General features: G+C 59.9%; 5 protein-coding genes. 1 reads left to right on the forward strand and 4 read right to left on the reverse strand.

What is annotated here, in order from left to right; translation table 11 throughout:
• The 3 genes from JNL55_RS14710 to JNL55_RS14720 all read right to left on the reverse strand — a co-directional run.
• Window positions 1-2,103, reverse strand: a 2,103-nt coding sequence (locus JNL55_RS14710) for a TonB-dependent receptor domain-containing protein (protein WP_293854599.1), incomplete at its 3' end; no start/stop codon positions are given.
• Window positions 2,104-2,185: 82 nt separating this feature from the next.
• Complete coding sequence (locus JNL55_RS14715; RefSeq protein WP_293854604.1) at window positions 2,186-3,289, reverse strand: FecR family protein; 1,104 nt, start codon at window positions 3,287-3,289, stop codon at window positions 2,186-2,188.
• Window positions 3,286-3,816, reverse strand: a complete 531-nt coding sequence (locus tag JNL55_RS14720) for an RNA polymerase sigma factor (RefSeq protein WP_293854609.1) — start codon at window positions 3,814-3,816, stop codon at window positions 3,286-3,288. Before JNL55_RS14720 ends, JNL55_RS14715 begins: the two co-directional genes overlap by 4 nt.
• A 231-nt stretch (window positions 3,817-4,047) precedes the next feature.
• Between JNL55_RS14720 and JNL55_RS14725 the strand changes: the two genes are divergently transcribed.
• Window positions 4,048-4,581: an aspartyl/asparaginyl beta-hydroxylase domain-containing protein gene (locus tag JNL55_RS14725; protein WP_293854612.1), complete on the forward strand. Its 534-nt coding sequence runs from the start codon at window positions 4,048-4,050 to the stop codon at window positions 4,579-4,581.
• On the opposite strand, the gene JNL55_RS14730 is transcribed toward JNL55_RS14725, so the two are convergent.
• Window positions 4,569-5,127, reverse strand: a 559-nt coding sequence (locus tag JNL55_RS14730) for a sulfotransferase family protein (protein ID WP_293854616.1), incomplete at its 5' end; no start/stop codon positions are given. The two genes, JNL55_RS14725 and JNL55_RS14730, sit on opposite strands and share 13 nt — an antisense overlap.

The following is a 5,127-nucleotide window of genomic DNA, read 5'->3' on the forward strand; positions in this document are numbered from 1 at the left end:
CGGCGCTTGGTACTGCACAGCGTTGCTGATCTGAAAGCGGGAAGAACCCGGCAGCCGGTTGCCCTTGCGGCCGCCGATAGCGGGCGCATCCTGATCGAGCTGAGCATCGATGTAGGACATCGCGGATACGAGCGTCAACGATTCCAGCGGATGCGCTTCCAGTTCTAACTCGACGCCACGCGAACTTGCCTTGCCGGCATTCGCGGTGTAGTTGAAGCCGTCGGAGTATTGCTGGTTGATCTGGATATCGCGCCAGTCGATGTCGAACAACGCCAGGTTGGCACGCAGCGTACGATCGAACAGATAAGACTTCACACCGATCTCGTAATTCCATAGCGAGTCCGGCCCGTACGCCGATTCGCGTGACGCACCGGTCAGCGGGTCTGGCGGCACGACTGGATTGACGTGTCCCACTCGATAACCTTCCGAGGCGACACCGTAGACCGTGAGATCGCGGCTTGGCTCCCAGGTGATGGCGAACTTCGGCGTGGTCTTCTCTTCCGTCGAGCGACGACGCGGGCCGACGATGCGATCGCCGATGAACAACCCATCCACCGTCGACTGTGCTGCATTCTTGTTACGGAAGGTGCGAGCACCCGCCGTGAGTTTCAATGTCGGCGTCACGCGATAGGAAAGCTCACCAAATAGCGCCACCTCCTCCGTGGGTAGATCGCTATCCTCCGAGTAAAGCAGGCTGCCGTCGGTGACATCGAGCAACTCCGCGTGATACTGACGATCCCGCTCGATGTAGAAGGCGCCGAGCAGATAGCCGAATGGGCCGGTGCCGTTCGACGTCAGTCGCAATTCCTGAGTAAAGAAATCGGCATTCGAAGAACCTTCGATGACGGCTCCCGGCCCGTAGTACGGACTCAGATCGGTGGCCGACACCGGCTTCTCGCTCGCACTATTGGTACTCGAGGTCAGCGTGGCCGGCCCCATGTCCCAGTTCACGACCAGGTTGTAGTCGGTGAAGCGGGCTTTCTCGCGGTTGGCCGCGCCGCCGTTCCAACTCAGCGAATCCGACGTGGCGAACACGAACGCGTCGTCGTCCACCTCTTTTTCTTGAGTGATGAACGAGGTCAACACGGTGAGATTTTCGTGGGGCGTCCATTGCAACATGGCTCGCCCGCCGCGAACGTGAGCATTGTTCATGTCGTTGCCCCGCAGGGCGTTGTCGACATAACCACCGCGCTCGGCGTCGTAACCGACGATACGTAACGCCAGCTTGTCTTCAACCAGCGGCACATTGACCATCGCATCGACGCCGTAGCTGGCATCGCCTTCGCGCGTACTGGCGCCGGTAACTTCTGCCTTGGCATCAAACTTCGAAGCATCCGGCTTCTCGGTGATGACGCGAATCGCACCACCAACCGCGCCGGAGCCGAACAGCGTTCCCTGCGGCCCACGCAGAATCTCGACACGCTCCGCGTCGAACAAACGCAGATCGAGCGTGTACAAAGGCGCGTAGGAATTGAACGAAGGCAGATCGTCGATATACGTGGCCACCGGCAGCTGCGTATTGCCGATACCGCTCTGAGTGCTGATGCCGCGAATGACGAACTGCGGCTGATTCTCTCTCGCCGCGTTCACGCTCAACCCAGGCACCGTGCGGACGAACCCTTCAAAGTCCTTCACGCCTCGCTGCTGTAAAGATTCGGCGCTCAACGCAGTGATGCTCATGGGCACGTTTTGCAGGCTTTCCGCACGACGCGTGGCTGTAACGACGATCTCTTCGATCTGGGCCGACTTATTGGCCGTCTCGGCGCCGCTGACGTTGCCTCCGGCCGATGCTTCTTCCTTAGGGGGCACGATAGTGATCGTGCTGTCGTCGAGATATCGATACACCAGGCCGCTGCCGCTCAGGATTTTTCCCAGCGCCTCGTCGATGGTCAATTCGCCGACGGCACCCGGTGTTTCGAGCACATCGATCGACTTGGAGAAGTAGACGATCTGCACATCGTACTGTCGCGCCAACGTCTGTAACGCGACGCCGAGATTCTGCGCCGGAATGTTGGTCGGCTTTCTGATGGCGGTTCGCGCTTGGTCGGCGACCCCGACGCCAGCGATCAGACACGCTACTGTTGCTGCGATGATGGAACGCATCGTCACTCCCCATACGATCTTGTTGTTACTGATGACGTATGAGCGTCGGTCCTGGTGAAAATGGACAACGATGCGGCGGTTTTTATTGTTGGGACGAAATCTGGATCGCGTCGTCTGTTTCGCGAATGCGGTATGCACCGACTTCGCGCAGGAAGCGCAATAAGGAAGATGGATCGCCTGAGGAGAACGTGCCGCTGATTTCAGTGGCGGCGATGTCAGGATCGGTGATCACCAGCGGGCGAGTGTTGTAGCGGTTGAACTGCTGCACGACTTCCGACAAGGGCTCTCGCGTGAAGACCAAGCGCCGCTGCGTCCACGCAGTAACCGCTGCGATGTCGGCAGTCTTCGGCTTCGCCGGCGCGACAGAGGGTGACACGACGATTTGTTCGCCCGCTGCCAGTACTTGTTTTCCAGGGGCTGCATCTTGAATCGACACGCTGCCCTCGACCACGGTCACTACTGTTCCGCCGGTCTTGCGATACACGTCGAACTGCGTGCCAACTGCCTGGATCCGCACGTCACCGCTGTGGACGACGAACGGGCGCGCCTTGTTCTTGGCCACGTCGAACAGCGCTTGCCCTTCGAGCAAGTCGACCTGCCGCACGTGCTCCGAGTAACGGACCTTGATACGAGAGCGCGAATTGATTTCGACGGTAGAGCCATCGTCGAGTTTGATCGAGCGCTGCTCGCCGACTCGCGTTGAGTAGACGTCGCGTTGTAGGTGATAGGTAACGCCTGACGCGATGACCGCAAGGACGACACCGGCGGCGAGCGCCCGGCGAGTCCAGGATTTTCCTCGACCGTTCGCCTGCACGGAACGGCGGCCATCGACACCAGGCAGTGCCTCCGCAACGTTATCCTCATTCGTCGGCGCCGAGCCGGTGGCAATGTTTCCGCTCTGGTTCATGGCTGCCAGCGGCACGACATTATTCTCGCTGCGGGCCATCGCAAGCAACTCATCAACCGACTCCAGCCTGCCTGCGCCAGTTTGCAGCTGGCTCGCGTCATCCTCCCAATGCGCAGCAACCTGTAGATAGGCACGAACATTCTGCGGCGAGCTACGCAACCATTCGAGAAACTCGCCCCGTGTTCTCTCGTCCTGTGCGCCTTCGAGAAGTTCGACGAACCAGGTCGTGGCTTCATCGAGCACCACCGCGGAGAGCCGGGCGCGTTGCTGGTCCGTCATAGTTCCTCCCTGCCCTGCTCGCGCAGTTGCTCGATGTACTTCAATGCCCTCGCCAGGTACTTCTTGGTCATGCTGTACGAAACACCGAGTCGCTGACTGATCTCTCCCAACGGCATGCCGTAGTACCGATGCAGAACCAGCGTCGCGTACACGCCGGGCGAGATATCGCGTAACTGCCGACGCAGTTCTTCGAAGCGCTGATCGCGCTCGGCCTGCAGCAGCGGGTCCGTATCCGGAATCGCATAGAGCTGGGTCAGAACGTCGGCAATCTCGACCGTCTCGGGTGTAGCGGCCCGCCGCAGCAGGTGCTGATGTAGAACATGGCTGGCGACGGTGTAGAGATAGGCCTGCGGATTGCGGATGGCCTCATGGCGCTCGATACGCAGCAGGCGAAGGAACACCTCCTGCGCCAGGTCCTGCACGTCAGCCGCCGCGTCCCGCATCCGAAACGCCAGATAACGACGCAACTGGCGACCATGATCTTTCTCGATGGTCTCCAGAAAACGGATTTTGGCGTCGCTACTCAAAACGGCTCGGAGATTGGCTCAGAGATTGGCTCGGAAACGGCTCGGAAACACCCCACCAAAGGTACAGAGCGCTACTCGCCAGCAAAAAGGACAGCGACCGTGGATCTTTTTTTCGACTACCGCACCAGCGAGTTCGGTCTGCGCAGCACCGGCGCTGGGCTCGAATACCGTCACCGCCGGCTCGGGCAGCATAGCCGAGAATAGGACGGCGGGTTTATGCTTCGATCTGCCATGCTCATTCAAACACCCATCCGTCTACTCGGTGACGTCGACTGCCAAGCACTGAAGGCACAGGTGCTAGCTCTCGAAGAAAGCGCTTGGTACCAGGACACACGCCGGCAAGATGACTACGACGTGCATGGCGAAACGCAGTCGGTAGTGCTCATATTCTGCTCGGGGTGGCCGGAGGTCGAAGTGTCCAAGGCAGCCGGCTGGCCTCGGTTCGCCGATGTAGCCGTACCGATGATGCAGTCGATCATCGCCGCCCACTATCCGCCGGGCGGCACCATCCTGCGGGCGATGTTTGCTCGGCTACTGCCCGGCTGCCGCATACCGAAGCATCGGGACACACATCCCTCCTTCTCGGTAGCCCACCGGATCCATGTGCCGTTGCAGACCAATGCCGAAGTGGAATTCATCGTCGGCGCGCAGCAAGTGCCACCGCGTGAAGCGGTTGCGTTCGAGCTCAACAACTCGATGCCGCACCAGGTGACCAACAACGGCACCACCGAACGCATTCATTTTATTTTCGATTACGCCGTCTGAGCGTCGTAGTGATAGCCGTGCTCCTCCAGTAGCCGCTGCAACGGCACGAGGTGACGAGCGTAGTTGCGCCATCGCCCCACTGAAACGTTGTAGATAGCCTGTCGCACTTGCCATCGGCTCGGCGTCAACACCGTTCGCTCGGCGCTCTGGAAATCCAGGCATGCATCGTCCCATGCCAAACCACAATGCGCGACCAGCGCTCGGCTCTGCGCTTCCTGATCGGCAACCAAGCGCTCGTAATACTGCTCGCGCACCGACAGCGGCAGCACTCGGCGCCAATGCGCCATGAGCCGTTCGTACTGCAGGAAGTAATGACCGAAACTTTCCAGGTCAGTGGTGAAATCACGGGAATGCGCGAAGCGCTCGATGAAACACGACAACCCCACATCCAGCGGATCGCGCCGGCAATGAATGATTCGGGCGCGGGGGAACAGTGTTGCAATCAAGCCGAGATGCATGAAGTTGAGCGGATACTTGTCGGTGATCCGGGCGACCCCAGCCGGCGCATGCTTCCTCAACGCAACCAGATACTGTTCCGCAAGCAGC

The organism is Steroidobacter sp., from assembly GCF_016790065.1.
Taxonomy (GTDB): domain Bacteria; phylum Pseudomonadota; class Gammaproteobacteria; order Steroidobacterales; family Steroidobacteraceae; genus Steroidobacter.

Bases quoted from the DNA above. Each gene is read 5' to 3' on its own strand.
- JNL55_RS14715 (WP_293854604.1), bottom strand. From the start codon at position 3,289: ATGACGGACCAGCAACGCGCCCGGCTCTCCGCGGTGGTGCTCGATGAA.
- JNL55_RS14725 (WP_293854612.1), top strand. From the start codon at position 4,048: ATGCTCATTCAAACACCCATCCGTCTACTCGGTGACGTCGACTGCCAA.